Source organism: Herbiconiux gentiana (assembly GCF_024978135.1).
Lineage (GTDB): Bacteria > Actinomycetota > Actinomycetes > Actinomycetales > Microbacteriaceae > Herbiconiux > Herbiconiux gentiana.
The window spans coordinates 604,463-629,778 of the sequence record NZ_JANTEZ010000003.1 but is presented as its reverse complement, the minus strand read 5'-3'; the positions used below and the strand labels follow the sequence as shown (position 1 = coordinate 629,778).

Genomic DNA, 25,316 nt, shown 5'->3' with positions numbered 1-25,316 from the left:
CGCCGGACGGGGTGGACCTTTCGAATATTTCGAATACAGTGAAGCTGTGACCACCGCGACCCCTCCCGACACCGGCCGAAAGGCCATCACCTACCTCCCGAACGAGACGACCCATGACGAGATCGTCGACTTCGCCCGAACCCTTCGCGAGATCGAGCAGCACCTGCTGCACCGATCGAGCGACTATGCCGAGCTGGTCGCGCCGGACGGCGGCCGTCGCGCTATTCCGGCAGAGGTGTTCCGGGCGCTGGAGCAGGTCGTCGATGCCCTGGCGACCGGGAAAGGCGTCACGGTCGCGCCCTACAGCACGCTCCTGACGACGCAGGAGGCCGCAAACTTCCTCGGCATATCCCGGCCCACCCTGGTGAAGCTCCTGGACGGCGGCGAGATGGAGTTCGAGAAGCGGAACCGACACCGGAAGGTGACCCTTCGCGCGCTCGTCGACTACCAGGAGCGCTCGAGGCAGGAGCGACGGTCAGCGCTGTCCGACTACGCCAAGGCGGGGCAGGAGATCGACTCGTACTACCGGCGCGACGACGATGCGGCGATGCGAGCCGAAGCGCTCTGACCGATGGCCTTTCCGCCTTCTTCGACACCTGCGCGCTCTACGGCTCGACGCTCAACGACGTCCTGCTGTGGCTGGCCGAAGGAGGCGCATTCCGTCCTCTCTGGTCGGACGGGGTGATGGCCGAGTTGGGGCGGAACCTCGTCGAGGCCGGTCACGCGGAGCGCCTCGTCGACAGGCGGATCGGGACGATGACGGCGGTCTTCCCCGACGCTCTGGTCGACGGCTACGAGCAGCTCATCGACGGAATGACGTGCGATCCGAAGGATCGGCACGTCCTCGCGGCTGCCGTCCGGGCGAATGCCGAGGTCCTCGTGACATTCAATCTGCGGGACTTCCCCGCCGCGTCGGCCGTTCCCTACGAGATCGAGGTCGTCCACCCCGATTCTTTCCTCCTCGATCAGCTCGACCTTCATCCGCGGCTGACCCTGGATACCCTGCATCGGCTCGTCGACATCGACGACTCACCCCCGGTGACCATGGACGATCTTCTCGAGATGCTCGTTCGGTCCGGAGTTCCGCGATTCGTCGAGGAGGTCCGCCGGTTTCTCTAGGGCCGGGTCAGGCCAGGGCGAGCTCGAGGAGGGCCGGGAAGGTGGGGGCGTCTAGGCGGGTGACGCGGCCGTCGTGGCGGTAGGCGCGCCAGGCGGCGGCGTCCGAGGCGTCGAGCTCGTGGAACGTGTAGAGCGGCGTCGTCGCGTAGCGGGTGACGCGGAGGAGCGTCCAGGTCTTCGGCCGCAGCACCGCGAGGGTGAAGCGCTCGCCGTCGTGGGTGAAGTCGAGCGAGCCGGTCGAGGGAGCCGCGGTCGGGAGGGTGGAGGTGTCGATGGTCGGGTCGTCCTGCAACATGTCCATGCGTCCGACGCTACGCGCGCCACCCGAACGCGACCTTAACGCCAGACGAGAGCGGCGAGAACACCCCGCCTAGACTGGCAGGCCATGCAGTGCTCCTACTTCGACGCCGGCATCTGCCGCTCGTGCACGCTGCTCGACACCCCCTACGCCGAGCAGCTGGCCGGCAAAGAGCAGCGCAGTCGCGAGCTGCTGGCCGCCTTCCCCGCCGCCGAGTGGCTGCCGGCCGCCGCGAGCGCGCAGGAGGGCTTCCGCAACAAGGCGAAGATGGTGGTCGGCGGCACGGTCGAGGCCCCGACGCTCGGTATCCTCGACGCCCGCCGCCGCGGTGTCGATCTCTCGCGCTGCCCGCTCTGCACCGACGGCATCCTCGCCGCGATGCCGGCCCTCACCGCCTTCGTCACCGCCGCCGGCCTCGAGCCCTACGTCGTCCCCGATCGCCGGGGCGAGCTGAAGTACGTGCTCGTCACCGAGTCGCCCGACGGCGAGCTGATGGTGCGCTTCGTGGTGCGCGACGAGCGGGTGCTGCCGCGAATCCGTCGCGAACTGCCCGCCCTGCTCGAGGCGCTGCCGAACGCGGCCGTGGTCTCGGTGAACCTGCAGCCCGAGCACAAGGCCGTCGTCGAGGGCCCGCACGAGATCATGCTCACCGAGCGCGAGACCCTGCCGATGCGGCTCGGCGCCGTGACGCTCAACCTCCGGCCGCAGAGCTTCTTCCAGACCAACACCCCCATCGCGATCGAGCTCTACGCCCAGGCCCGCGCCTGGATCGACGAGGTCGACCCCGCCTCGCTCTGGGACCTCTACTGCGGCGTCGGCGGCTTCGCCCTGCACGCGGCGGCTCCCGCGCACCGACGCGATCTGCTGACAGGGGCGACGGATGCTCTGCCCGCCGCCGCCCGCCCCCGCGACGTCACGGGCATCGAACTCAGCCCCGAGGCGATCACCGCCGCCCGTGAGACGGCGGAGCAGATGGGTCTCGAGACCGTGCACTTCGAGGCGGCCGACGCCACCGCCTTCGCCCTCGCCGCCCCCGAGCCGCCCGAGCTCGTGCTCGTGAACCCGCCCCGTCGCGGCATCGGGCCCGAGCTGGCCGGTTGGCTCGAGGGCTCGGGCGTGCGTCACGTGATCTACTCCAGCTGCAACCCGGTCACCCTGGCCTCCGATCTCGCGGCCATGCCGTCGTTCACGGTGCGGCGCGTGCGGCTGTTCGACATGTTCCCGAACACCGCGCACGTCGAGGTGATCACGCTTCTGGAGCGGGTGGCCTGACCGGTCCGCGACGCGCCAGCACGCTCGCCGCGTGACCGAGGGCGCGTCGGGACTCGGGGGTGAACGTCGCCGCCACGAAGTCGTGGAAGGCTCCGCGGTACAGGCGCAGCTCGACGGCCGAGGGGGCGGGGCGGGCATCCTGAACCGGTGCGGGCTGCCGTCGTGCGAGCCGCTCGGCCTTGCGGGCGAACCGCTTCGCGTCGGCCGCCAGCACGTCGTGGGTGCCCTGGTAGACGAAGGTCGGCGGCAGGCGGTCGAGCGAGTCGTTGATCGGGCTGACGAGGCGGCCCGAGATGTCGCCGTCGCGAGCCCAGAGCCGGGCGCAGTGCACGAGCCCGGGCGCGGCGAGCAGGGGGTCGAGCGGCTCGAGCCGGGCGACCGCGGGGTCGGACATCGTCGCGTCGAGCCAGGGCGAGAACAGCAGCAGCCCGTCGGGCAGCTCGGCCCCGCGGTCGCGCCGCACGAGGGTGTGCGCGAGCGCGAGGCCCGCACCGGCCGAGTCGCCCGCGAGGAACACTCCGCGCCCCGCGGCCCGCCGCCGCACCTCGACCATGACCGAGTCGAGGAACGGCAGCGCCTCGCTCAGCGAGTGCTCGGGTGCCCGCGGATAGAGCGGCACGGTGACGGTCACGCCGCTGAGGGCGATCAGGCGCTCGATGATCCACCAGTGGGCCCGGCGCAGTGGGAAGACGTAGGCGCCGCCGTGCAGGTAGACGAGTTCGGGGGCGCCGCGGCGCGGCCGACGCGGCGTGAGCGTGAGCATCGGCACGCCGAGCACCGTCTCCTCGTCGACCCGGCAGCGGCGCCGCAGAGCCCGGGTGACCGGGGCGGGCGGTCGCCTCGTCGCGATGGCGGCGTCGATCTGCTCGGCCGAGCGGAAGCGGTTCGGTTGGAGGTGGAGCAGCGAGCGGGTGAGCAGCATCGAGAGCGACATCGGCTACTCCGCCCGTCCGGTGCGCGGCGCGGTGTCGGCTTCGAGCATGGGTGCCTCCCGGTGGTCGTCGTCGTCATCCCACCCTCTCCCCGCCGGGCCGCCGCGCCAAGCGTTCCGCGCGGCCGCTCCGAACACCTGGGGAACACCGAGAGCTCAGGAGGCCGCCATGGGTGCCGTGCACAGCGACGACACGAAGAAGACCCGCACCCGCGTTCCGCGCAAGCGGTTCTGGATCTACGCGGCCATCGCCGGTGTCGTCAGCGCGGGCGCCCTGCTCGCGATCGCCGAGGTCATCGCCCTGCTCGTCGCCCGCGACGGCAGCCCTGTGCTCGCCGTCGGATCGTTCGTGATCGACATCGTCCCGCGCTGGATGAAGGAGTTCGCGATCGAGACGTTCGGTTCGAACGACAAGATCTTCCTGCTCGGGTCGATCGGCCTGGCCGTGGTCGTCGCCGCGGCGCTCGCCGGGGTGCTGCAGCTGGCCAAGCGGCCGCTCGGCCTGGTGCTGTTCGGTCTCGCCGGCGTGCTGGCGATCGCCGCGATCGTCACCCGCACCGGCGCCACCGCGTTCGCCTCGGTTCCGACGGTCGTCGGCACGGTCGTCGGCATCGTGCTGCTGCACCTCCTCGTGCGGCGGCTCGCCCGCTGGCGCGACGACGTGCGGGCTGCGGCCGCCGTGTCGTCGGTTCCGGATGCGCGTGACTACGCCCGCCCGTCGGCCGGGGCTCAGGCTCCCGTCGCCGACTCCTCGTCCTCCTCCTCCGACGCCCCGCGCGCGGTCGGGCTCGACCGTCGCCGCTTCCTCGTGGGCACCCTTGTGGTCGCCGCCGCCTCGGCCGTGGTCGGAACCGGAGCCCGTCTCGTCTCGGCGGCCACCTCGTCGCTCGCCGGCATCCGGGACTCTCTGAAGCTGCCGGCCGCCACATCGACGGTGGACGTGCCCGCGGGCGCCGAGCTCGACATCGAGGGCATCACGCCGCTCTACACGTCGAACGCCGACTTCTACCGCGTGGACACCGCGCTCACCGTGCCACAGATCGACCCCTCCACATGGAGCCTGAAGATCACGGGCATGGTCGACAAGGAGGTCACGCTGAGCTTCCAGGACCTCGTGAACATGGGGCTCGACGAGTACTCGATCACCATGACCTGCGTCTCGAACGAGGTCGGCGGCGGGCTCGTGGGCTCGGCGAAGTGGCTCGGCGTGCCGATGCGTGATGTGCTGGCGATGGCCGGCCCGCAGTCGGGTGCCGACATGGTGCTGTCGAAGAGCATCGACGGCTATACGGCCAGCACCCCGCTGAGTGCGGTGACCGACGAGAACCGCGACGCCATCTTCGCCGTGGCGATGAACGGCGAGCCGCTGCCCTTCGAGCACGGCTTCCCGGTGCGGATGCTCGTGCCCGGCCTCTACGGCTACGTGTCGGCGACGAAGTGGCTGACCGAGATCAAGGTGACCACCTTCGCGGCCGACCAGGCCTACTGGACCCCGCGCGGCTACGACGCCGAGGCTCCCATCAAGATGTCGTCGCGCATCGACACCCCCCGCGTCGACAAGCAGATCTCGGCCGGCGCCACGAAGATCGCGGGTGTCGCCTGGGCTCAGACCATCGGCATCGAGCGGGTCGAGGTCTCGATCGACAACGCCGACTGGCAGCCCGCCACCCTCTCGACCGCGGTCAACGCCGACACCTGGGTGCAGTGGTACGTCGACTGGAACGCCACCACCGGCACCCACTACGTCGCCGTGCGCGCCGTGGACAAGGCCGGCAACCTGCAGATCGAGGAGCGCGCGCCGATCGTTCCGAACGGCACGGCGGGGTGGCAGCGGACGCTCGTCACGGTGGTCTAGGGCTTTCCTGAGAGTCGGCTGATTCCGGATGCCCGCCGGAACGATCGGTGGAGAACGCTTGTTCTTCTCTATGACGCCGCAGCCAGCGACGCTTTGAGCGAGGAGTCCCCGTGACCAAGGAGTACCAGGTAACCCCCGAGGCGCTTGCGCGCCTGACCCGGCAGCAGCGCCGGGTCACCCAGGACGACCAGACCGAGCCGGCCTTCCGGAACGAGTACTGGAACGACCACCGCCCCGGCATCTACGTCGACGTCGTCACGGGCGAGCCGCTGTTCGCGTCGACCGACAAGTACGACAGCGGATCCGGCTGGCCGAGCTTCACCGCTCCGATCGACCCCGCGAACGTCGTCACGAAGACCGACCGCAGCTGGGGGATGGCCCGCACCGAGGCGCGCTCGGCGCACGGCGACAGCCATCTCGGGCACGTCTTCCCCGACGGGCCTCGCGAGGCCGGCGGCCTGCGCTACTGCATCAACTCGGCGGCCCTCCGCTTCGTGGCTCTGGACGAGCTCGACGCGTCGGGGTACGGCGAGTTCCGTTCGCTGTTCAGCACCGATTTCAGCACCACCGATTCCGGCACCACCGATTCCGAGGAGACCTCCCGATGACCGACTCTGCTTCTGTTTCTTCCTCTGGCGCTCCTTCTTCCGGCGCTCCCGTCGCCCGTGCCGTTCTGGCGGGTGGCTGTTTCTGGGGCATGGAGGACCTGATCCGCCGCCGCCCCGGAGTGCTCGACACCCGCGTCGGCTACACCGGCGGCGACGTGCCGAACGCCACCTACCGCCGGCACGGCACCCACGCCGAGGCGATCGAGATCACCTACGACCCGACCGTCACCGATTACCGCGCCATGCTGGAGTTCTTCTTCCAGATCCACGACCCGTCGACGAAGAACCGCCAAGGCAACGACGTCGGCACGAGCTACCGCTCGGGCATCTACTACCTCGACGAGGAGCAGCGTCGCATCGCGGCGGACACCATCGCCGACGTCGACGCCTCGGGCATCTGGCCCGGCCCGGTGACCACCGAGCTCGCCGCCGCCGGACCGTTCTGGGAGGCGGAGCCGGAGCACCAGGACTACCTCGAGCGCTACCCGAACGGGTACACCTGCCACTACGTGCGGCCGGGCTGGGTGCTGCCGCGTCGGTCGGCGTCGGCGGCGTGAGCTAGCCCGACGAGCGGGGAGCGGGGAGCGGGGAGTGACCGATCGGGTCGCTCCCCGCTTGGCGTGTCGCCGTCGAGCGCTGCATAGTGGACATTCGAACACATCTTCGAATGTCCGGAGCGCCTGATGACTACGATCGACCTGACCGAGTTCGCCACCCTGTGGTTCACCGACGCCGTGCCCGTGCGCATGCTGTGGCAGGGTCGCCGCTGGAGGGTGAGCGACCGTCCCACCGAGCCCGAGGGGCTCTACTGGGGCACGCACGCGCCCGACTTCGCGGCCTGGCGCTTCCAGGCGACCGACGACGCGGGGGTCAGCCGGGTGTTCGACGTGATCCGGCCGAACGGGGCGCCGCACTGGACGGTCGCGCACGTCTACGACTGACGTCGCCAGCTCGGCATGACTGCTCGCTCGTCAGCCCGGCGTGTCAGCCCGGCTCGTCAGCTCGGCGTGACCGCTCGCTCGTCAGCTCGGCGTGACCGCTCGCTCGTCAGCGGCGACGGTACGTGACGAAGCGGTAGCGGATGCCCGTGCGTGACTCCTGCCACGCCTCCGTCTCCGCGCTCCGCTGCCAGACCTCGTCGTCGATCGCCGGGGCGCGGGTGTCGCCGTCCACCGCGAGATCGATCTCGGTCACCTCGAGCCGGTCTGCCAGCGGAAGCGCCTGCCGGTAGATCTCACCGCCGCCGATCACCCAGACTTCCTCCGGCTCCGCACTCGCGCCGCCGTCCGTCGCACGGTCGGACATGCCGCTCGTCGCACCGGTCGCGACCGCCGCCTCGACCGAGCCCGCGCGCTCGGCGCCGTCGGCAGTCCAGTCCTCGCTCCGTGTGACGACGACATTGCGCCGACCCGGCAGCGGGCGGAACCGCTCCGGCAGCGAGTCCCAGGTCTTCCGCCCCATCACGACGGCGCTGCCGGCGGTCAGTTCGCGGAAGTGCGCCATGTCCTCGGGCACGTGCCAGGGGATGCCCCCGCCGTCGCCGATCACCCCACCGCGGGCCTCGGCCCAGATGAGCGAGACGGTCACACGGCCACCGCGGCGCGGATCGCCGGGTGGTGCTCGTACCCGACGACCTCGAAGTCCTCGTACTCGTAATCGAAGACACTCGGCCGCTCGGCCGTGATGCGAAGGGTCGGCGGGACGAACGGCGCCCGGGTGAGCTGCTCCTCCACCTGCTCGACGTGGTTGTCGTAGATGTGGCAGTCCCCGCCGGTCCAGACGAATTCGCCGAGGCCGAGACCGGTCTGCGCCGCGATCATCTGGGTCAGCAGCGCGTAGCTCGCGATGTTGAAGGGCACCCCGAGGAACAGGTCGGCGCTGCGCTGATAGAGCTGGCACGAGAGCTTGCCGTCGGCCACGTAGAACTGGAACAGGGCGTGGCAGGGAGCCAGCGCCATCCCGGGGATCTCGGCCACGTTCCAGGCTGACACGATCATGCGACGCGAGTCGGGGTCGGTGCGGATCGTGTCGATCACCTGCTGGATCTGGTCGATCTGCTGCCCGTCGGGGGTCGGCCACGACCGCCACTGCACCCCGTAGACCGGGCCCAGCTCGCCGTCGGCGTCGGCCCACTCGTCCCAGATGCTGACCCCGTGCTCATGCAGCCAGCGCACGTTGCTCTCGCCGCGCAGGAACCACAGCAACTCGTACGCGATCGACTTGAAGTGCACGCGTTTGGTCGTGATCAGCGGGAAGCCCTCGGCGAGATCGAACCGCAGCTGACGGCCGAACACACTGCGTGTTCCGGTGCCCGTGCGGTCGGACTTCGGGGTGCCGTGCTCGAGCGTCTCGCGCAGCAGGTCTTCGTACGGAGTGGCGATGGCGGAGGTCACGCTTCGACCTTATCCGCTGGCGCCGACGCGTGGTCGAAGTACGCTGAGCACCGAGGGAAGGACGCACGACGTGAAGCGGATCAACATCCTGTACGCAGGCAAGCAGTACTCCATCTCGGGGCGCGATCTCGAGGAGGTCAAGGAGGAGATCCGCTCCGCCGTCGAGACCGCCGTGCCGTCGTGGCTCGAGGTCAACGTCGGCGAGGGCCGCTTCAAGCGCGCCGACATCCTGCTCTCGCCCGGCGTCGACATCACGGTCATCGGCATCGACGCCGACAGCTGACCCTCTGCCCCCACCATGACCCCCGCCGCCCACCCGCCCGACGCCGCCCGCGACGGCGCCGACCGCCCGTCGGACTCTGCCGCCAGCCCCCTCGACGCCGGCCGCGATGCCGCCGACCGTACGTCGGACCCGGCCGCGCATCCTGCCTACCGGCGGGAACCCGAGCCCATCGACCGGATCGCACCGCCGCTCGCCGGCCTGCTGCACGAGCAGGACTGGCAGTCGCTGACCTTCCTGCACTGGCGGGTCGACCCCGACGAGGTCGCGCCGCACCTTCCACCCGGAACCCGCCCCGACGTGTTCGACGGATCGTCCTGGGTCGGCCTCATCCCGTTCCGCCTCGCCAATGCCACCGCACCCGGCTTCCACGCCCTCGGCCCGATCCCCTACGCCGGGACCTTCCCCGAGATCAACGTGCGCCTCTACTCCGTCGGCCCCGACGGTCGCCGCGGTGTCGTCTTCTCGTCTCTGGAATCGTCCCGGCTGGCCGCGGTCTCGGCGGCGCACGCTCTCTTCGGTCTGCCCTACCGCTGGGCCCGCATGTCCATCAGCACGGCCGCTGACGGCACCATCAGCTATCGCTCCGAGCGCCTGGGTCGCAACGGCTTCGGCGGCGGCCCCGGCCCGCACTCCCGGATCGACGCGCGTCCCGGCACCGACGATCGTTCCACCGACCCCCTCGCACTGTTCCTCACCGCCCGCTGGGGCCTGCACACCGCCGCCCGACCCCGCCGGCCCCGCGGCCGCGGAGGCCGCACCCTGTTCATCCCGAACGAGCACCCGCCGTGGCCCCTGGTCGACGCCGAGCTCCGCTTCCTCGACGACGAGCTCCTCGCCGCCGCCGGCTTCCCCGACCTCGCCTCGCGCGCCCCCGACTCGGTGCTCTTCTCGCCCGGCATCCACACCGCCTTCGGCCGCGCCCTCCCCGCCACCTGACCGCGCGCCGTCTCCTGGACTCGCGCCTCCATCTGACCGCGCGACGCCCCCTGGACTCGCGCTTCCACCCGACGGCGGCGCGGATGGCCACGCAACCCAACCCGACCGCGCAGCGGCGTCGCACGCGAGCCGGGCACGGAGAGGCGACCGTGCGGGGTCCGAGCGCGCATCCGCCGCCCGGGATAATGGTCGGGTGACCCCTGAGACCCCCGCCCTAGGCCTGCTGCTCGACGTCGACGGGCCGATCGCCAACCCCGTCACGCGCAGCATCGTCATCCCCTCGATCGCCGCCGACCTCGTGGCGCTCGCGAACGCGGGGATTCCGATCGCGTTCAACACGGGGCGCTCGGACGGCTTCCTGAAGGGCGAGGTGGTGGGCCCCCTCGTGGATGGCGGACTCGGCCAGGACGCCCGCGTGTTCGGCGTCTGCGAGAAGGGCGCGGTGTGGTTCGCGATCACACCCGACGGGGCGGGGGAGCTGTTCATGGCGGAGAGCCTCGTTCCGACGAAGGAGTTCTCGACCGCGGTCGAGCGGATGGTCGACGAGCGCTTCGCGGAGTGGATGTTCTTCGACCACACCAAGCGCGCGTCGCTCGCCGTCGAGCAGCGCACCGACGTCGAGTCGTCCGACTATCTCGCAGTGCAGGACGACTTCTGCCGCGCCGCCGTCGATCTGTGCAGAGAATTCGACTACGGCGTGATGTGGAGGAACGAGTCCTTCCCGGCTGCCGACGGCCGTGTCACCACGCGCATCGACCCCACGATCATCTCGGTCGACATCGAGTCGATCGTCGTCGGCAAGGACTACGGCGCCGAACGCGCCATCGCCCTGATCGAGGCGACCGGCGCGGTGCCCCGCCGCTGGCACACCGTCGGCGATTCCCGCACCGACTACGCGATGGCCGACTGGCTGCACGCCCGCGACTTCGACGTCGAGCATGTCGACGTGCGCCCCGCCGACGGCCTGCTCGCCAAGCCCTACCCGGTGCTCACCGCGACCGACCCGTCACTGACGAACGACGCCGCCGGCGCCGCGTTCCTCCGCACCTGGACGACAGCCCTCCTCGGCGCCTGAAGCCCGACCGCTCAGCCCCGCCGGATCCGCCCGACCCGCCCCCGCACGACCTCCACGAGATCCCCCGGCGCCAGCTCGATGTCGAACCCCCGTCGCCCGCCCGACACGAAGATCGTCTCGAACTCCAGCGCCGCGTCGTCGAGCACGGTGTCGAGCGGCGTCTTCTGCCCCACGGGCGAGATGCCGCCGACGACGTAGCCGCTCTTGCGCTCGGCGACCGCCTTGTCGGCCATCGCCGCCTTCTTCGCCCCGAGCGCCCCCGCCAGCGCCTTGAGGTCGAGCTGGTCCCGCACCGACACGATCCCGATCCCGAACCCGGCGTCGGTCGCGACCATCAGCGTCTTGAACACGCGCGCCGCGTCGACGCCGAGCTCCCGCGCGGCCTCGGCACCGAAGTCGGTCGCGGCAGCATCGTGCTCGTACACATGCGGCACGAAGCGGATGCCCGCCCGCACCAGCCCCAGCGTCGCCGCCGTCGTGGGCCCCGCCCCCGCGCCGCCGCCCTTCCGCTTCACCACGGCCGGGCCTCCGCCGCCCGCCTCACGCCATCCCCTCGAGCCCCAGCGTCACCCGCAGGAACGCCGACACGTCGTCCATCTCCTCCCGCGAGATCGAGTGCGCGATCCCGGGGTACACCCGCTCCACCACCCGGAACCGTCCGGGCACGAACTCTGCGGTGCGGGCGATCGCGTCGGCCGCGATCACGGGGTCGGCCACGTCCCGGCCCCAGAACAGCGGCGGCTGCACCGCGGCGAGCTCCTCGTCCGTCGGGAGGACGCCGGGGGCGCTCGCGCCCGAGAGGTTCACGGCCGCGGCGAAGCGGTGCACGCGCATCCCGAGCAGCTGGATCGACATCATGCCGCCCTGCGAGAAGCCCATCGCCGCGATGGCGCGCGGCGCGCCGTACTCGGCCTCGACCCGGTCGAGCCAGCCGAGCACCGCGTCGGCCGCCGCACTCGCGGCCGAGGACGTCACGCCCCCCGGCGCGTCGAGCGGGAACCAGCTCCAGCCGCCGAGCCCCCACGGCGCACCCGAGATCGGCGCGCGCAGGAAGGCGTAGACGGCGTCGGCCGGCAGCATCGGCAGCAGCTGGGCCAGGTCGTTCTCGTGCGAGCCGCGGCCGTGCATGACGATCACGAGCGGCGCATCGACGAGCCGCTCGGACAGTTCCTCGCGCGGCACCGACCACACCACGGCGCTGTCGTCGAGGACGAGATGGGTGTCGTTCATGGTCCGAATCTACCGCCCCGCCCGCGCACCTTCCGCTCGGGCCCGAGGCGGGCGTAGCATGCCGGGCATGGAGCATCCGCGGCTGTTCGACCCCGCCGACACGGTGGTCGGCCGCCTGCGCGAGCTCTGTCTGCTCTACCCCGAGTCGGCCGAGGTCGAGGCCTGGGGGAGGCCCACCTTCCGCGCGGGCAAGAAGCTGTTCGCCATCGCGGGCGCCTCGATGCACCGGGCGTCGAGCGTGGTGTTCAAGCCGGCGACGGATGAGCATCCGGCCCTCATGGAGCTCGACGACGTCTTCGTGCCGCCCTACTTCGGCCCCGCGGGCTGGCTCGCCATCGACCTCGGCCCGCGCACCGACTGGACGTTCGTCGCCGAACTCCTCGACACCTCCTACCGCCAGGTCGCCCTCAAGCGCCAGATCGCCGCCCTCGACGCGGCCACGGAGGCCCCGCTCCGCACAGGAGCGCCCTGACCGCCGCCACCGCGAGGCCCGCCCAGCAAGCGTGCACTCGGCCCCCGCCCGCCATGCGAGCGTGCACCCGGCACCACCCGCCATACGAGCGCACACCCGGCAGCACCCCGCCCATAACACCTACGTCTGGCAGTGCGGGCACCAGTACGTCTCCCGCAGCGACAGCTCAGTCGCCCCCAGCTGCCCGTGACGGATGCGCGTTCCGCACCGACGGCACGGCTTGTTCTCGCGCCCGTACACCCAGACCTGCCGCCCCGGCCGGAGGTCGCCAGTGGTCGTGCGCTCGACCCGGTCGCGATTCACCGTGATCAGCTTCTTCGCCAGCGCCACGACCGCCGGCAGGTCGGGCACCTCGGCCACGGGCCGCTGCGGTCGCACCCCGCGGAGGAAGCACAGCTCGTTCGCGTAGACGTTGCCTAGCCCCGCGAGGTTGCGCTGGTCGAGCAGCGCCACGTCGATCTCGCGATCTCCGTCGGCCGCCAGGCGCCGCACCGCCTCCTCGGCGTCCCAGTCGGGGCCGAGCAGATCGGGCCCGAGGTGGCCGACGACCTCGTCCTCCCTGTCGCGCGGCACGATCTCGACCGTGCCGAGGTCGAACCCCACCGTGACCCAGTCGGCATTCTCGAGGATGATGCGCGCCTGGTGCGTCGGCCGCCGCCACGCGGTGCCGTGCCGGTAGATGTGCCACGACCCCTCCATCTTCAGGTGGGTGTGGATGCTCGCCGCCCCCACCCGCGTCAGCAGGTGCTTGCCCCGCGCCACCACCCCTTCCACGAGCTGGCCCGTGAAGTCGACGGCGGCATGCTGCGGCACCCGGATGTCGCAGCGCGTGAGCACCCTCCCCGCCAGCGCCTCGTCGAGGTGCACGGCGGTTCGGTAGACGGTGTCTCCCTCAGGCACGGAGCCTCAACCCCCGCGGCGTGCCGGTGAAGCCCGCGGCCTCGAGCGCACCGCCCACGGTGGTGCCCAGCACGAAGTCGCCGTTGACGCGCTCGACCGCGAGCTTGTCGACCCGCCCGGTGGTGACGGCCTGGGCGAGCGAACGGGTGGCCACCGCCAGCACCTCCTCGGAGTCGCTGAAGGCCAGCGCCGTCTTGCCGCCGCGCTCGAGGTAGAGCGTGAGCTCGCCGTCGACGAGAACCACGAGCGCTCCCGCCTTGCGGCCGGGCTTGTGCCCCTCGACCGTCGGCCAGGGCAGGGCGGCGCCGAACGGGTTCGCCGGATCGGTCGCGGCGAGCGTCATGGCTTCCGGTGGACGGTCACGGCCGCTGTCGCGCCCGACCGCGTCGGGAGCGAAGCCCCGGAGGCGGTCGATGGTGCCTCCGGTGGCGAACTGCGCGGCGCCGAGTGTCTCGACGAAGTAGCCGCGACGGCAGCGCCCCGACTCCTCGAACTGGCTGAGCACCCGGTAGACCAGCGCGAAGCCGCCCGGCACCCGCTCGTTCATCACCGAGCCGCGCGTGACGAGGCCGTAGCGGTCGAGCAGCATCTCGGCGGTGCCATGGGCGCGCAGGGTGGCGTCGCCCACCGGCTCGGGGAGCAGCGACCAGCGCCCACCCGCGGTGGGCGGCCCGACCCGGGTCTGCATCGAGGCCCGGGCGATTCCGCGGCCGCGGTACATGCGCGAGCGGGCGGCCGGGCGCTTGGTGGCGTGCGCGGCCTTGCCCGAGCCGGTGAGGGTGCGCAGCGGCGCGACGGTGTCGTTCGTGACGAGACCGGCCCAGACCAAGTCCCAGATCGCGTCGACCACGGCCTGGTCGGTGGGCGGCACCACGAGCGCCGAGGAGGCCGGGCGCGGGGCGGACTCAGCCGTATCGGCGGCGGAGGCGTCATCAGGAGCTGACGCACCCCGCAGGATCGCCGCCCCCACCTCGTCGGCCAGCGACCGGAAGAAGTAGGCGCCACCCCGCGACAGCGCCGCGAGCACCGCCGCGTGCACCGGTGTCTCGTCGAAGGGCTCGGGCGGCGTCGCCGACAGCGGCAGCGTGTCGAGCGTGTGGAAGGCGACCCACCCGTCGCTGCCCGGCAGCGAGCCGCGCCCCGACCAGACGACCTCGCCCGACGCGGTGAGCTCGTCGAGCATGGCCGGGCTGTAGTCGCGCACCCGGGCGGGCAGCACCAGGTTCTCCCAGGCCGACGCCGGCACGGGCACACCGGCGAGCTGCTCGATCACGGTGAGCACGCCGTCGACGCCGCGCAGGGACCCGCCGACGTGCTGCCACGACGGCAGGAAGCGCGCCAGCGTCTGCGTGCCGACGGGCTCGACCTCGTGGCGCAGTGCGGCGAGCGAACGGCTGCGCAACCGTCGCAGCACCTCGGCGTCGCACCACTCGGTGCCGCCGGCCTGCCCGAGCGCCGGCAGCACGGCAGGCGGGTCGCCGTCGAGCACGGCGAGGGATCCACCGGCATCCGCCGCCGCATCGCCGGCCCCCACACCGCCCAAGCCCGCGCCGCTACCGCCCGCACCGACAGAACCTTCACCGCCCGAGCCCGAACCCCCGGCACCCGCATCCGCGACCACCACCGGCCCCGACCCCGTCGGCCTGAACTCCCCCTCGACCACCCGTCGATCGGCCGAGAGCCGCCGCAGCGCATCCGTCACCACCGCCACACCCAGCCCGAACCGCGCCGCCACCTCGTGAGCGAGGAACGGCCCGTGCGTGCGGGCGTACCGGCTCACCAGGTCGATGACCGGATGCTCGACCGGCGCGATGAAGGCATCGGGCACGCCGAAGGGGATCGGCACCCCGAGCGCGTCGCGCAGCCGCCCCGCGTCTTCGATGCTCGCCCACTGCGACCGCCCCGCGAACGTCACGGGCAGTGCCCGCTTGGCGGCCACGAGCTCGGTCAGCGCCGCGGTCACGTCGAACTCCTGCGACCGGGCGGTCACCTCGGCCGTGGTGAGCGGCCCGAGCATGCGCAGCAGGTCGGCCACACCCTCGAGGTCGCGGGCGCGACGGTCGGGAGCGAGTCGTTGCAGCTCGCGCTCGGTGTCGTCGATCACCGAGGGGTCGAGCAGTTCGCGCAGCTCGGCGCGACCGAGCAGCTCGGAGAGCAGGCTCGGGTCGAGCGCCAGCGCCGCGGCCCGGCGTTCGGCCAGCGGGCTGTCGCCCTCATAGACGAACGAGGCGACGTAGCCGAACAGCAGCGAACGGGCGAACGGCGACGCCTCGCCCGATTCGACCTCCACCACCCGGATGCGCCGCGAGTCGAGATCGCGGGCCAGCGCGAGCAGCGACGGGAGGTCGTAGACGTCTTGCAGGCACTCCCTTACGGTCTCGAGGATGATCGGGAACGACGGGTACTTGCGCGCCACCTCGAGCAGCTGCGCCGAGCGCTGCCGCTGCTGCCAGAGCGGCGACCGCTTGCCGGGGTTCTGCCGGGGAAGCAGCAGTGCCCGGGCCGCGTTCTCGCGGAACCGCGAGGCGAACAGCGCCGAGCCGCCGACCTCCTCGGTGACGAGCTGCTCGAGCTCGACCGGGTCGAAGAGGAACAGCTCGGCCGACGGGGGCTCGCTCTCGGTGTCGGGCAGGCGCACGACGATGCCGTCGTCGCTCGCCACCGCGTTGGCGTCGATGCCGAAGCGCTCCCGGATGCGCGCGTTGATCGCCAGCGCCCAGGGCGAGTGCACCTGCATGCCGTACGGGGAATGCAGCACCACCCGCCAGTCGCCGAGCTCGTCACGGAAGCGCTCGACCACCATCGTGCGGTCGCTCGGCACGTGCCCGGTGGCCTCGCGCTGTTCGGTGATGAAGGCCACGAGGTTCGCCGCGGCCCATTCGTCGAGCCCCGCCCGCTCGGCCAGCTCGCGCGCTCCCTGCTCGTCGGCCGCCGCCACCGAGCGGGTGAACTCGCCGATGGCGCGACCGAGCTCGGCGGGGCGGCCGATGCCCTCGCCGCGCCAGAACGGCAGTCGCCCGGGCTGCCCGAACGCTGGTGTCACGAGCACTCGGTCGTGGGTGATCTCGTGGATGCGCCAGCTCGTCGCCCCCAGCGCGAAGACGTCGCCGACCCGCGACTCGTAGACCATCTCCTCGTCGAGCTCGCCCACCCGGCGGCCCGGTGCGGAGCGCGCCGTCCCGGTCGACGGATCGGCATCCGTCGGCTCGCCGCCCACCATGAAGACGCCGAACAGCCCACGGTCGGGGATGGTGCCGCCGCTCGTGACCGCGAGTCGCTGCGCGCCGGGCCGGCCCGTGAGGGTGCCGGCGTCGCGGTCCCAGACGAGGCGAGGCCGCAGCTCGGCGAACTCGTCGGAGGGGTAGAGCCCGGAGAGCAGGTCGAGCGTGGCCTCGTAGGCCGAGCGGGGGAGGTTCGTGAACGAGGCGCTCCGCCGCATCACGTCGAACCACTCCTCGACGTCGATGGGCTCGAGCGCACAGGCCGCGACCGTCTGCTGCGCGAGGATGTCGAGCGGGTTCGCGGGCACCGACAGCGTCTCGATCAGCCCCTCGCTCATGCGCAGCGAGACCACCGCCGAGTGGATGAGGTCGGCCCGGTGCTTCGGGTAGAGCAGACCCTTCGACACCTCGCCGACCTGGTGCCCCGCCCGGCCGACGCGCTGCAGGCCGCTGGCGACCGAGGGTGGCGCCTCGACCTGCACCACGAGGTCGACGGCACCCATGTCGATGCCGAGCTCGAGGCTCGACGTGGCGACCACACAGCGCAGCCGACCCGACTTCAGGTCGTCCTCGATGATCGCCCGCTGCTCCTTCGAGACCGAGCCGTGGTGCGCGCGGGCGAGCACCAGCTCGGCGCCCTCGGTCTGGCCCGCCTGACCCATCAGCTGCGCAGGTGGGGCGGATGCGCTGGCGGCACCCTCCTCGGGCGGCATCGTGACGACCGCCCCCGCTTCGCGCAGCAGACGCGCGACACCCTCCTCGAGCATCGCGTCGACGCCGCGCTCGAGCTCCTGGGCCGTGGCGAGCCGCTCGCTGTAGATCTCGTTCAGGCGTGCGGTGAGCCGCTCGGCGAGACGGCGGGAGTTGGCGAACACGATCGACGAGCGGTGCTCGAGGATGCGGTCGACGATGTCCTCCTCGACGTGCGGCCAGATCGAGCCCTGCTCGGGTGCGCTCGCCGCCGCCGCGGACCCCTCGAGCACCGACCGGTTCTCGGCGGGCGGGATCTGCGACATGTCCTCCACCGGCACGATGACCCGCAGGTCGAACTTCTTCGTCGACGGCGGGGCGACGATGGTGACCGGGCGGCCGCCGGCGAGGAAACGGGCGACCTCCTCGCGGGGTCGCACGGTCGCCGACAGCCCGATGCGCTGCGCCGGCTGGGGCAGCAGGGTGTCGAGCCGGTCGAGGCTCACGGCGAGGTGGGCGCCGCGCTTGGTCGCGGCGACCGCGTGCACCTCGTCGATGATCACCGTGGTGACCTCGGCGAGCGACTCCCGCGCGCTCGAGGTGAGCATGAGGAAGAGCGACTCGGGGGTGGTGATGAGGATGTCGGGCGGGTTCTTCGCGAGCCCACGACGATCGGCGGCCGGGGTGTCGCCCGAGCGCACGCCCACGGTGATGACCGGGGGCTTCGCACCGAGACGCTTCGCCGTCTGCGTGATGCCGACCAGCGGGGAGCGCAGGTTGCGCTCGACGTCGACCGCCAGCGCCTTCAGCGGCGAGACGTAGAGCACCGAGGTCTTGCGCGGGGTGTCGTCGCGCACCGTCGTCGCGAGGCGGTCGATGGCCCAGAGGAAGGACGCGAGCGTCTTGCCCGACCCGGTGGGCGCCACGACGAGCGCGTGGGCGCCGCTGGACACCGCCGTCCAGGCGCCGACCTGCGCCGCGGTCGGCCCCGAGAAGGCGCCACGGAACCACTCGCGGGTCGCGGGGGAGAACTGGTCGAGCACGTCGCTCATCCCCTCATCCTGTCCCACACCACCGACATCGGCGCGGACGCGGGTGGGCATCGGGTAAGAATGGAGCATGAGCGTGCGCACCCCCGACCCGAACTCCGGCTGGCTGAGCGACGGCGAGCTCGCCGAGATCAGGCGCCGCCTGCCGCTGCTCTACGTCGAGGCCGTGCCCGTGCGGGTCGACGGCCTGGGTCAGGTCGTCGAGGTCGGTGTGCTGCTGCGCGTCGGCCCGAGCGGCACGATCGCGCGCACCCTCGTCTCCGGCCGCGTGATGTACGGCGAGACCCTCCGCGACGCGCTCTTCCGCCACCTCGAGAAGGACCTCGGGCCGATGGCGTTCCCGCAGCTGCCCGCGAGCCCCGTGCCGTTCCAGGTCGCCGAGTACTTCCCGCTGCCGGGCGTCTCGCCGTTCTACGACGAGCGCCAGCACGCCGTCTCCCTCGCCTATGTCGTTCCGGTCACCGGCACGTGCGAGCCCCGCCAGGATGCGCTGGAACTCACCTGGATGACGCCACAGGAGGCCGCGTCTAACGCCGTGGCCGACGAGATGGAGGGCGGCCGAGGAGGGCTCCTCCGCTCGGCCCTCGCCTCGGTCGGTAAGCTGCTCTAGTTCCGTGCCGGCCGACTACCCGCACCACCAGTTCGACGACGCGGCGGCCTTCGACGCCTTTCTCGCCGAGCACGGCGCGAGCGAGCCCGGCATCCGGTTGCGCATCGCGAAGAAGGGCAGTGAGCACACCACGGTCTCGTACTCCGACGCGGTCGACGTCGCCCTCTGCCACGGCTGGATCGACGGACGACGCAACGCCCTCGACGACGACTTCTTCCTGCAGACCTTCACGCCCCGCCGCCCGCGCGGCCTCTGGTCGAAGGTCAACCGGCTGCGCGTCGAGGCCCTCATCGCTGCAGGGCGGATGCGCCCGGACGGCCACGCGGAGATCGACCAGGCGAAGGCCGACGGCCGGTGGGAGGCGGCGTACGACTCCCCGAGCACGATCGAGGTGCAGCCCGACCTCGCCGCGGCGCTCGCCGCGAACCCCGAGGCGGCGGCGTTCTTCGCGACGCTGACGAGCCAGAACCGCTACGCGATCCTGTTCCGCCTGCACAACCTCAAGCGCGCCGAGACGCGGGCCCGCCGCATCGAGGAGTTCGTCGCGATGCTGGCGCGGCACGAGACGGTGTACCCGCAGTAGCCATCCGGGCGGCGGCGGCCGCGCATCCGCTCGCCCTGCCCTGCGTGAGGTGCCGAAGACGGCGAACGGCCCGCCTCACGAGAAGACGGGCCGTTCGATGGTTCAGGATGCTCGATCAGCGCGAGCGGCGGCGACCGCCGGCCGAGCCGGCCGAGAACGAGGCCGCGGACTGACGCGGGCGGTCGGAGCCGCCGCCCTGGCCACCGCGACGGCTGCTCTCGCCGGAGCCCGACGCCGAGCCGTGGCCCGAGGCGCCGGAGCCGCCCGAGGACGTGCTGTAGAACGAGCGGCTTCCGCCGGCGACGCCGCCACCGGCGGAACCGCCGCGACGACCGCGACCCGAGCCGCCGTTGCCGCCGGCACCGCCGGAGCGCGAACCGGCGCCCGCGCCGACACCCTCGCCCGAGCCTGCGCCGCCACCGGCTGAGCCGCCGCGGCCGTTGCGCTTGCGCTGCGCGTTGGCGCCGGTCGAGGTGCCGCCGTTGCGGCCGCGCGAGACGCCGTCGTTGCCCGTGCGGCGCTGACCCGACTCGGGCAGCGGCGTCACGACGGGCTTGACGTACGCGGCGACCTCGCCGACAAGGGCGGTGACCGACGCGGAGTCGGCGTTCACGGCCTCGGGAGTGACCTGGATGGCCGCCTTGCGGAGGAGGTCCTTCACGTCCTTACGCTGCGCGGGCAGCATGATCGTGACGACGTCACCCGTCGAGCCGGCGCGAGCGGTGCGGCCCGAGCGGTGCAGGTACGCCTTGTGCTCCTCCGGCGGGTCGACGTGGATGACGAGCTCGATGTCGTCGACGTGCACACCGCGGGCGGCCACGTCGGTGGCGACGAGCACCTTGACGGTGCCGGCGCTGAAGGCCGCGAGGTTGCGGTCACGGGCGACCTGCGACAGGTTGCCGTGCAGGTCGACGGCCGGGATGCCCGAGGCGGTCAGCTGCTTCGCGAGCTTCTTCGCGTGGTGCTTGGTGCGCATGAAGAGGATGCGGCGGCCGGTGCCCGAGGCGAGCTTCTCGACGAGGACGCGCTTGGACTCGACCGACTCGGTCTCGAAGACGTGGTGGGTCATCGCGGCGACGGGGGAGTTGGCCTCGTCGACCGAGTGCAGCACCTCGTTGTGGAGGAAGCGGCGCACCAGCTTGTCCACGCCGTTGTCGAGCGTGGCCGAGAACAGCAGGCGCTGACCGGTCGACGGGGTCTTGTCGAGGATGCGCGTGACGACGGGGAGGAAGCCCAGGTCGGCCATGTGGTCGGCCTCGTCGAGCACGGTGATCTCGACGGCGTCGAGCGAGACGAAGCCCTGCTTCATCAGGTCTTCGAGGCGGCCGGGGCAGGCCACGACGATATCGACGCCGGCCTTGAGCGCGGCTACCTGGCGGGACTGCGAGACGCCGCCGAAGATCGTGGTGGTGGTCATGCCGTAGGCCTTGGCCATCGGCGCCAGCACGGCGTCGATCTGGGTGGCCAGCTCGCGGGTCGGGGCGAGCACGAGGCCGACGGGGCGGCCGGGGCGGCGCTTGCCGCCGGCGAGGGTGCCGCCGAGGCGGGCCACCATCGGGATGGAGAAGGCCAGGGTCTTGCCCGAGCCGGTCTTGCCGCGGCCGAGCACGTCGCGGCCGTTCAGGGTGTCGGGGAGCGTGTCGACCTGGATCGGGAAGGGCTCCGTGATGCCACTCGCGGTCAGCGTGGCCACCAGGGGGGCCGGGACGCCGAGAGCTGCGAAGGACGTGGGGGTCTGAGTCAAAGGGGGACTGCCTTTCAGGCATTCGTCCGGACACGCCGCATTTCTCGCAGCCCATCCGGATGGATGGCGAACGCACCGACGGTGCATCCGTTCGCCGCAAGAAGTATCTGCAAATGGAGCGGCACACGAGGCCGCATCCAGAGAAGAGGGAGCGTTCTTTCGACGCACGGGGCTCGCTATCGAGCCCTCGAGTGACTTCAGTCTAGCGCATCGACCCCGGGAGCCTGGTCGAGCGGCGCGTCGCCGTAGCTCTCGCCCACCCCGATCGGCACCGGGACGCGGTTGCCGGGCTGCGCGAGGGGGCAGGCCCAGGCCGGGTCGTAGGCGCAGGAGGGGTTGTAGGAGAAGTTGAAGTCGAGCACGAGGCGGGTGTCGCCGGCCGGGTCGGTGCCGGGTGCCAGCGCGGAGTTCAGCGCAGCCCCCTTGATCGTGTCGATCAGGTAGCGGCCGCCGCCGTAGGTGCCGCCGGGCTTGCCCGCCAGGGCGTCTTTCACGGGCACGAACAAGCCGCCGCCGTAGGAGGCGAGCCGCCAGACGTCGAGCTCGCCGACCCCGTCGATGCGCGCGACGCCCAGCAGCTCGAACGGCACGACGCCGTCGGTGCCGGTGGCGAACTCGAACGAGCGGGGCCGCGGGTCGTCGTCGGAGGGCTCATCGATCGTCACCTCGAAGCGCCACGCCGGGTCGTACGGGGCCACCGGCAGGCCGCTGAAAGCCTCCCGATCCTCGGGCAGCAGCGGGGTGGCCGGATGCGCGGCGAACAGCCCGTCGCGTTCGTCGCGCCAGAACGCGTGGGCGTCGGCGACCTGCCCGGCGGCGGTGAGGCGGCGCACCTCGGCGTAGATGCCGAACACGCGCATCCGCCAGTCTGCGGTCTCGAGAGCCGTCACCGCGCGGGCGTTCACGCGGAGGCCGTCTCGATGTCGGACGTGCCGTCGGCGGCGACGCCTTCGACCCCTTCGACCCCTTCGGCCTCGTCGGGCTTCGGCAGGTCGTACGCCCAGGTCGGCGCCAGCTGCTGCAGCTTGCGGCCGCGCCACTGCCAGAACGCCCAGAGGCTGTACCAGGCGAACGGCGTCAGCACGCCGGCGCCGATCTTCAGCTGGTCGCGGTAGAGGGTCTTGCCCGTGCCGGCGGGGTCGGGGGCGATCGCCATCTGATGATCCCAGAGCCTGATGGTGCTGACCGCGCCCGTGACCCCCTGCCCCGAGTCGTGCACGATGCGCACGTCGCCGTGCTGCCGGGTCTCGAAGTTCAGTCGGATGATCTGCTTGCCCATCGGGATGACCCCGCCGCCGCGCATCTCGACCGGGTGCTGCCCCGGCTCCCACACCGTGGGAAACCCGTCGGCCGCCAACGATTCGATCTCGACCAGGGGGCTCGACACCTCGCGGAACACCGCGGGGGAGCGGATCGCCCGCCAGGCGGCGTCGGGATCGCAGTCGAGGACGAGCTTCAGGAGTACGCGCATGATCACAGTGTGGAGGCTGCCTCCGACATCGCCTAGCAGGCGTCTCCCAGACAGGCTCACGGAGGCCCTCGAAGGCGTAGCGTGTGATCGACATTGGAGGTCACATGAAAGCTGTTGTGAACGGCACCGTCATCGCCGAAGCCCCGAAGGACGACCTGATCTCGATCGAGGGCAACTGGTACTTCCCGCCCGCGAGCGTCAAGTCGGAGTACCTCGAGAAGAGCCCCACCCCCTACACCTGCCCCTGGAAGGGCGAGTGCCAGTACTTCAGCGTGAAGGACGGCGACGAGCTGCTGCAGGACCGCGCGTGGAGCTACCCGCACCCCTACGAGGGCGCCTTCGACCGTGTCGGCAAGGACTTCTCGGACTACGTGGCCTTCTGGAAGGAAGTCCAGGTCACCGACTGACCCGTCCCATTCTCGTTGAGTACGAACTGCTCAGGATGCCCCACCTCACTCCTCCCTTAGCGTGATCGGTCGGCGCCCACCCCGGCGCCGCCCGATCCGAGGAGCCCCGATGACCACCGCATCCGCCAGCCGTTCCGCTCTCGTGTCCCTCGCCACGGCGATGGCCACTGTTCTGGGTGTGGTGGTCGCGGTGGGCGGGGGTGCTGCGTCAGCGGGGGCGTGGGAGCTGCCGCCGCGGGACTACGCGAGCTGGCACGAGTACTCGCCCGCGACAGCCGGAGGCAGCCCGGGCCCGGTGGTCGTGGCGCCGGGGGACATCGTCTGGTACGCCGACACCCTGGAGAACGAGATCGTCAAGGTGCCGGCCGCCGCGCCGGCGGCGGTCGAGCATTTCCGACTGGGGGCGTTCGCGCCCGGCATCTCCGATCTCGCTGCGGCGAGCGACGGCACGATCTGGTTCGGTGACTTCCTGAACGCCGCCATCGGGCGGCTCGATCCGGCCACCGGCGACGTGACGGAGCACCCGCTGGGCGGCGCCTTCGACCGGGCGACGTCGCTCACACCGGGCCCCGACGGAGCCCTCTGGTTCGGCGACCCGTCGAACGGCGGCATCGGGCGCATCGCGCTCGACGGCACCATCTCCCGTGTGCCCGACCCGGGTGGCACGGGCGTCTACGACATCGCCGCCGCCGACGACGGGCGCCTCTGGTACACGCGGGACGGTGCCGGGTCGCTCGGCGCCTACGACCCGGCGACGGGCGATCTCGACATCGTGCCGGTCGGTGTGAGCGGCTTCACCGGGCTCACGGCGGCCGCGTCGGGCGGCGTGTGGGTGGCCGGAATCGACACGCTGGTCAAGGTCGAGACCGACGGAACCGTCTCGAAGCGCATCAGCATCCCGTCCGCGCCGTTCGGCTCGGTGGTGCCGCGGCACCTCGTCTCGGCCGACGACGTCGACCTGGCCTTCACCGACGCCGACCGGGGCCTCGGCCGGGTCGACCTGTGGGGCAACGTCTCGTTCTCGAAGCCGCCCTACGCCGGTACCAAGCCCGAGCACCTCGGTGTGACGTCCTACGGCTCCCTCTGGTACTCCGACCGCGGCCGCGACACCCTCGGCAACGTCTGACGGTCCTGACGTGCCACTCGATCCGAGGAGTCCCCTGTCCATGACCCGTCCCCTTCTTCGCCGATCCGCCACCCGCGCCCTCTTCGTCGCCGCCGTGGTCGGGGCCGTCCTGCTTCCCGCCCACGCCGCCGGTACGGCGAGCGCTCAGGGTGTCATCCCCCGCCCCACCTGGCACGAGCACGACACCGCGACCGCGGGCGGCTTCCCCGGGGCGCTCGCCGCCGACCCGGCCGGCGGCGGCATCTGGTACGCCGACGCCGTGAACCGCGAGATCGTGCACGAGTGCTACGAGACCGGCGCGATCGACCGCTACCCGACGGGCCTGCTCGGCTACATCTCGAACCAGGTCGTCGGAGCCGACGGCGGCCTCTGGCTCTCGGCCCCGCTCGACCACGTCGTCGCGCGGCTCGATCCGAGCACCGGTCACATCGACGAGTTCGCCCTCGCAGCCCGGGACTCCAGAGCGACGAGCCTCGCCGTCGCGGCCGACGGCATCTGGTTCGCCGACCCGCACCCGGGCGCCGGGCGCATCGGGCGGATCGGCTACGACGGCTCACTGCTCAGCGTGCCCACCCCGAGCTCCTGGGTCGGCAACGGCATCGCCGTCGACGACGACGGCCTCGTCTGGACGAGCGACCCGCTCTCGACGGACGTGACGTTCTTCGACCCGGCGACCGGCGTCTTCACCGCGATCGACTCGGCGACCACCGGAATCGAGGGGCTCACCCGTTCGACGGAGGGCGGCGTCTGGGCTGCGGGTTCGACCGGCCTGACCAGGATCACCACGGCCGGCATCGCCGAGGACCGCTCCTTCGCGCCGGGGGTCTCGATGTGGATCCGCACCCTCCAGGAGAGCCCGGGCGGCGCCGTCTTCTTCGACGACTTCACCACCGGGCTCGGCTACGTCGACGACTCCGGTGCGGTGGGCATGCTCGAACCGCCGTTTCCCGGCGCCCACCCCGACGAGATGGCGCTGACGTCGGACGGGCTGCTCTGGTACCTCGACTCCGCCCGTGGACAGGTCGGCTGGAAGCTCTAGATGG

Annotated in this window: 27 protein-coding genes; 16 read left to right on the top strand and 11 right to left on the bottom strand. The window is 71.8% G+C overall.

The genetic code is table 11. The features are described from left to right. Positions 1 to 46: 46 nt before the first annotated feature. Both NVV95_RS10150 and NVV95_RS10145 read left to right on the top strand, forming a co-directional pair. Positions 47 to 568 (top strand): helix-turn-helix domain-containing protein, encoded by a 522-nt coding sequence (locus NVV95_RS10150; protein ID WP_259486404.1) that lies wholly within the window; start codon positions 47 to 49, stop codon positions 566 to 568. Next, positions 565 to 1,119 (top strand): PIN domain-containing protein, encoded by a 555-nt coding sequence (locus NVV95_RS10145; protein WP_259486483.1) that lies wholly within the window; start codon positions 565 to 567, stop codon positions 1,117 to 1,119. The genes NVV95_RS10150 and NVV95_RS10145 overlap by 4 nt, the downstream gene beginning before the upstream one ends. A 7-nt stretch (positions 1,120 to 1,126) precedes the next feature. Here the strand turns inward: NVV95_RS10145 and NVV95_RS10140 are convergent, their stop codons facing one another. Next, complete coding sequence (locus tag NVV95_RS10140; protein WP_259486403.1) at positions 1,127 to 1,420, bottom strand: hypothetical protein; 294 nt, start codon at positions 1,418 to 1,420, stop codon at positions 1,127 to 1,129. An 84-nt stretch (positions 1,421 to 1,504) separates the two neighbouring features. On the opposite strand from NVV95_RS10140, the gene rlmC reads away from it, so the two are divergent. After that, on the top strand, positions 1,505 to 2,689 hold the full coding sequence (gene rlmC / locus NVV95_RS10135; RefSeq protein ID WP_259486402.1) for a 23S rRNA (uracil(747)-C(5))-methyltransferase RlmC: 1,185 nt from the start codon (positions 1,505 to 1,507) through the stop codon (positions 2,687 to 2,689). On the opposite strand, the gene NVV95_RS10130 is transcribed toward rlmC, so the two are convergent. Further along, entirely contained in the window at positions 2,664 to 3,623 is a 960-nt protein-coding gene (locus NVV95_RS10130) for an alpha/beta hydrolase (protein WP_259486400.1), read from the bottom strand. The two genes, rlmC and NVV95_RS10130, sit on opposite strands and share 26 nt — an antisense overlap. A gap of 166 nt (positions 3,624 to 3,789) precedes the next feature. Here NVV95_RS10130 and NVV95_RS10125 point away from each other — a divergent pair, with 166 nt between their 5' ends. The 4 genes from NVV95_RS10125 (at position 3,790) to NVV95_RS10110 (ending at position 7,024) form a co-directional block, all read left to right on the top strand. Next, on the top strand, positions 3,790 to 5,475 hold the full coding sequence (locus tag NVV95_RS10125; protein ID WP_259486482.1) for a molybdopterin-dependent oxidoreductase: 1,686 nt from the start codon (positions 3,790 to 3,792) through the stop codon (positions 5,473 to 5,475). 110 nt (positions 5,476 to 5,585) lie between these two features. Continuing rightward, on the top strand, positions 5,586 to 6,083 hold the full coding sequence (gene msrB, locus NVV95_RS10120) for a peptide-methionine (R)-S-oxide reductase MsrB (RefSeq protein WP_259486399.1): 498 nt from the start codon (positions 5,586 to 5,588) through the stop codon (positions 6,081 to 6,083). Beyond that, positions 6,080 to 6,640: a peptide-methionine (S)-S-oxide reductase MsrA gene (gene msrA, locus NVV95_RS10115; RefSeq protein WP_259486398.1), complete on the top strand. Its 561-nt coding sequence runs from the start codon at positions 6,080 to 6,082 to the stop codon at positions 6,638 to 6,640. Before msrB ends, msrA begins: the two co-directional genes overlap by 4 nt. A 126-nt stretch (positions 6,641 to 6,766) precedes the next feature. Continuing rightward, positions 6,767 to 7,024, top strand: a complete 258-nt coding sequence (locus tag NVV95_RS10110; RefSeq protein WP_259486397.1) for a hypothetical protein — start codon at positions 6,767 to 6,769, stop codon at positions 7,022 to 7,024. A gap of 106 nt (positions 7,025 to 7,130) precedes the next feature. Here the strand turns inward: NVV95_RS10110 and NVV95_RS10105 are convergent, their stop codons facing one another. Together NVV95_RS10105 and NVV95_RS10100 are read right to left on the bottom strand one after the other, a co-directional pair. Further along, positions 7,131 to 7,670, bottom strand: coding sequence for a dihydrofolate reductase (locus NVV95_RS10105; protein ID WP_259486396.1), 540 nt, complete (start codon positions 7,668 to 7,670; stop codon positions 7,131 to 7,133). After that, a complete protein-coding gene (locus NVV95_RS10100) occupies positions 7,667 to 8,476 on the bottom strand; it encodes a thymidylate synthase (RefSeq protein WP_259486395.1) in 810 nt (269 codons plus the stop codon). Before NVV95_RS10100 ends, NVV95_RS10105 begins: the two co-directional genes overlap by 4 nt. A 70-nt stretch (positions 8,477 to 8,546) precedes the next feature. Between NVV95_RS10100 and NVV95_RS10095 the strand changes: the two genes are divergently transcribed. From NVV95_RS10095 to NVV95_RS10085, 3 genes are all read left to right on the top strand, one after another. After that, positions 8,547 to 8,759: a hypothetical protein gene (locus tag NVV95_RS10095; protein WP_259486394.1), complete on the top strand. Its 213-nt coding sequence runs from the start codon at positions 8,547 to 8,549 to the stop codon at positions 8,757 to 8,759. Positions 8,760 to 8,774: 15 nt separating this feature from the next. Further along, positions 8,775 to 9,695, top strand: coding sequence for a YqjF family protein (locus NVV95_RS10090; RefSeq protein ID WP_259486393.1), 921 nt, complete (start codon positions 8,775 to 8,777; stop codon positions 9,693 to 9,695). Positions 9,696 to 9,888: 193 nt separating this feature from the next. Then, positions 9,889 to 10,770, top strand: coding sequence for a hypothetical protein (locus tag NVV95_RS10085; RefSeq protein WP_259486392.1), 882 nt, complete (start codon positions 9,889 to 9,891; stop codon positions 10,768 to 10,770). Between the two features lie 11 nt (positions 10,771 to 10,781). On the opposite strand, the gene ybaK is transcribed toward NVV95_RS10085, so the two are convergent. Further along, positions 10,782 to 11,285: a Cys-tRNA(Pro) deacylase gene (ybaK, locus tag NVV95_RS10080; RefSeq protein ID WP_375163805.1), complete on the bottom strand. Its 504-nt coding sequence runs from the start codon at positions 11,283 to 11,285 to the stop codon at positions 10,782 to 10,784. 25 nt (positions 11,286 to 11,310) lie between these two features. Beyond that, positions 11,311 to 12,000, bottom strand: coding sequence for an alpha/beta hydrolase (locus tag NVV95_RS10075; RefSeq protein ID WP_259486390.1), 690 nt, complete (start codon positions 11,998 to 12,000; stop codon positions 11,311 to 11,313). Between the two features lie 67 nt (positions 12,001 to 12,067). On the opposite strand from NVV95_RS10075, the gene NVV95_RS10070 reads away from it, so the two are divergent. After that, complete coding sequence (locus tag NVV95_RS10070) at positions 12,068 to 12,472, top strand: MmcQ/YjbR family DNA-binding protein (RefSeq protein WP_269909044.1); 405 nt, start codon at positions 12,068 to 12,070, stop codon at positions 12,470 to 12,472. A 120-nt stretch (positions 12,473 to 12,592) separates the two neighbouring features. Here the strand turns inward: NVV95_RS10070 and NVV95_RS10065 are convergent, their stop codons facing one another. Both NVV95_RS10065 and NVV95_RS10060 read right to left on the bottom strand, forming a co-directional pair. Beyond that, positions 12,593 to 13,372, bottom strand: a complete 780-nt coding sequence (locus NVV95_RS10065; protein WP_259486389.1) for a DNA-formamidopyrimidine glycosylase family protein — start codon at positions 13,370 to 13,372, stop codon at positions 12,593 to 12,595. After that, the gene (locus NVV95_RS10060) at positions 13,365 to 18,335 is read right to left on the bottom strand and encodes an ATP-dependent helicase (protein WP_259486388.1); all 4,971 of its coding nucleotides are present in this window, start codon (positions 18,333 to 18,335) and stop codon (positions 13,365 to 13,367) included. Before NVV95_RS10060 ends, NVV95_RS10065 begins: the two co-directional genes overlap by 8 nt. A gap of 67 nt (positions 18,336 to 18,402) precedes the next feature. On the opposite strand from NVV95_RS10060, the gene NVV95_RS10055 reads away from it, so the two are divergent. Together NVV95_RS10055 and NVV95_RS10050 are read left to right on the top strand one after the other, a co-directional pair. Next, positions 18,403 to 18,942 carry an NUDIX hydrolase family protein gene (locus NVV95_RS10055; RefSeq protein WP_259486387.1) on the top strand — a complete coding sequence of 180 codons (540 nt, stop codon included), beginning with the start codon at positions 18,403 to 18,405 and terminating at the stop codon, positions 18,940 to 18,942. Between the two features lie 4 nt (positions 18,943 to 18,946). Continuing rightward, positions 18,947 to 19,525, top strand: coding sequence for a YdeI/OmpD-associated family protein (locus NVV95_RS10050; RefSeq protein ID WP_259486386.1), 579 nt, complete (start codon positions 18,947 to 18,949; stop codon positions 19,523 to 19,525). A 115-nt stretch (positions 19,526 to 19,640) separates the two neighbouring features. On the opposite strand, the gene NVV95_RS10045 is transcribed toward NVV95_RS10050, so the two are convergent. From NVV95_RS10045 to NVV95_RS10035, 3 genes are all read right to left on the bottom strand, one after another. After that, on the bottom strand, positions 19,641 to 21,356 hold the full coding sequence (locus NVV95_RS10045; RefSeq protein WP_375163799.1) for a DEAD/DEAH box helicase: 1,716 nt from the start codon (positions 21,354 to 21,356) through the stop codon (positions 19,641 to 19,643). A 110-nt stretch (positions 21,357 to 21,466) separates the two neighbouring features. Then, entirely contained in the window at positions 21,467 to 22,129 is a 663-nt protein-coding gene (locus tag NVV95_RS10040) for a DUF1684 domain-containing protein (RefSeq protein ID WP_259486481.1), read from the bottom strand. A gap of 41 nt (positions 22,130 to 22,170) precedes the next feature. After that, positions 22,171 to 22,740 carry a hypothetical protein gene (locus tag NVV95_RS10035; protein ID WP_259486383.1) on the bottom strand — a complete coding sequence of 190 codons (570 nt, stop codon included), beginning with the start codon at positions 22,738 to 22,740 and terminating at the stop codon, positions 22,171 to 22,173. Positions 22,741 to 22,832: 92 nt separating this feature from the next. On the opposite strand from NVV95_RS10035, the gene NVV95_RS10030 reads away from it, so the two are divergent. From NVV95_RS10030 to NVV95_RS10020, 3 genes are all read left to right on the top strand, one after another. Further along, positions 22,833 to 23,147, top strand: a complete 315-nt coding sequence (locus NVV95_RS10030) for a DUF427 domain-containing protein (RefSeq protein WP_510732599.1) — start codon at positions 22,833 to 22,835, stop codon at positions 23,145 to 23,147. A 109-nt stretch (positions 23,148 to 23,256) separates the two neighbouring features. After that, positions 23,257 to 24,273 carry a Vgb family protein gene (locus tag NVV95_RS10025; protein ID WP_259486381.1) on the top strand — a complete coding sequence of 339 codons (1,017 nt, stop codon included), beginning with the start codon at positions 23,257 to 23,259 and terminating at the stop codon, positions 24,271 to 24,273. A gap of 40 nt (positions 24,274 to 24,313) precedes the next feature. Then, the gene (locus NVV95_RS10020; protein WP_259486380.1) at positions 24,314 to 25,312 is read left to right on the top strand and encodes a Vgb family protein; all 999 of its coding nucleotides are present in this window, start codon (positions 24,314 to 24,316) and stop codon (positions 25,310 to 25,312) included. Positions 25,313 to 25,316: the final 4 nt, after the last annotated feature.

Bases quoted from the DNA above. Each gene is read 5' to 3' on its own strand.
- NVV95_RS10090 (WP_259486393.1), top strand. From the start codon at position 8,775: ATGACCCCCGCCGCCCACCCGCCCGACGCCGCCCGCGACGGCGCCGAC.
- NVV95_RS10055 (WP_259486387.1), top strand. From the start codon at position 18,403: ATGAGCGTGCGCACCCCCGACCCGAACTCCGGCTGGCTGAGCGACGGC.
- NVV95_RS10130 (WP_259486400.1), bottom strand. From the start codon at position 3,623: ATGTCGCTCTCGATGCTGCTCACCCGCTCGCTGCTCCACCTCCAACCG.
- NVV95_RS10045 (WP_375163799.1), bottom strand. From the start codon at position 21,356: ATGCACCGTCGGTGCGTTCGCCATCCATCCGGATGGGCTGCGAGAAAT.
- msrA (WP_259486398.1), top strand. From the start codon at position 6,080: ATGACCGACTCTGCTTCTGTTTCTTCCTCTGGCGCTCCTTCTTCCGGC.
- NVV95_RS10140 (WP_259486403.1), bottom strand. From the start codon at position 1,420: ATGGACATGTTGCAGGACGACCCGACCATCGACACCTCCACCCTCCCG.
- NVV95_RS10025 (WP_259486381.1), top strand. From the start codon at position 23,257: ATGACCACCGCATCCGCCAGCCGTTCCGCTCTCGTGTCCCTCGCCACG.
- NVV95_RS10110 (WP_259486397.1), top strand. From the start codon at position 6,767: ATGACTACGATCGACCTGACCGAGTTCGCCACCCTGTGGTTCACCGAC.
- NVV95_RS10040 (WP_259486481.1), bottom strand. From the start codon at position 22,129: ATGCGCGTGTTCGGCATCTACGCCGAGGTGCGCCGCCTCACCGCCGCC.
- NVV95_RS10125 (WP_259486482.1), top strand. From the start codon at position 3,790: ATGGGTGCCGTGCACAGCGACGACACGAAGAAGACCCGCACCCGCGTT.
- rlmC (WP_259486402.1), top strand. From the start codon at position 1,505: ATGCAGTGCTCCTACTTCGACGCCGGCATCTGCCGCTCGTGCACGCTG.
- NVV95_RS10035 (WP_259486383.1), bottom strand. From the start codon at position 22,740: ATGCGCGTACTCCTGAAGCTCGTCCTCGACTGCGATCCCGACGCCGCC.
- NVV95_RS10070 (WP_269909044.1), top strand. From the start codon at position 12,068: ATGGAGCATCCGCGGCTGTTCGACCCCGCCGACACGGTGGTCGGCCGC.
- NVV95_RS10075 (WP_259486390.1), bottom strand. From the start codon at position 12,000: ATGAACGACACCCATCTCGTCCTCGACGACAGCGCCGTGGTGTGGTCG.
- NVV95_RS10060 (WP_259486388.1), bottom strand. From the start codon at position 18,335: ATGAGCGACGTGCTCGACCAGTTCTCCCCCGCGACCCGCGAGTGGTTC.
- NVV95_RS10020 (WP_259486380.1), top strand. From the start codon at position 24,314: ATGACCCGTCCCCTTCTTCGCCGATCCGCCACCCGCGCCCTCTTCGTC.